Source organism: Vibrio sp. 378, from assembly GCF_033339435.1.
The window spans coordinates 1-615 of the sequence record NZ_JAWOUO010000765.1; the positions used below are offsets into that span (position 1 = coordinate 1).

General features: G+C 46.8%; 2 pseudogenes. Both read right to left on the reverse strand.

Annotated features, from left to right (window positions below):
• Positions 1-124, reverse strand: a pseudogene (locus tag R7Q48_RS28725) (dienelactone hydrolase family protein); the annotation flags it as partial.
• Between the two features lie 171 nt (positions 125-295).
• A pseudogene (locus R7Q48_RS28730) lies at positions 296-615 on the reverse strand (glycosyl transferase); the annotation flags it as partial.

Below are 615 nucleotides of genomic sequence, written 5' to 3' on the forward strand. Positions count from 1 at the left end.
CACCAAGCCGATTAATAAATTCTCGGCGCGATATCTTTCCATGCGCGTATTCGTCGTACCAATCGAAGGCTTCTTGCGGGATGGGGTGAGCCGCCTTTTCACTTGACGTCGTGTGCTTTAGCATTATCCATGTCCTCATTTCTTATCGAAAAGTAAACCCATCACCGCAATGGTGATGTTTATGCTAACCAGCAAAGAGAGACTTGTGGTGATAAATTCATCACTGACGAGCATACACAAACAATAGATAAAGGACTCCGATCCAACAACTTTGTATCGTTAGGCAGTCATGCAATCAGTTCGCTGCGCAATACGACGCCCAGTACGAAAATGCACGTTCAAAAGCTTGTTCTCTGTCATGCATTTCAGCAAACAAGACAACCGTCATGGTAGCTAACACCGTGTTCGCCATTTGATTCATGTCGGTTTCTTCTGTACCAAATGGACAAACCGTAGGCATTGGCACCTCTGACAGCATTTGCTCTGTCCAGTAGTGAGATGTCACGCCACTGGGTTGACTAAGCCATACTGTCTGGCTCACTTTCGGGTTGTATTCTGACTCACCCGACTGGCCTTTAAACGACACCACAGCATGCGCCGTTTGGCCAATTTCGT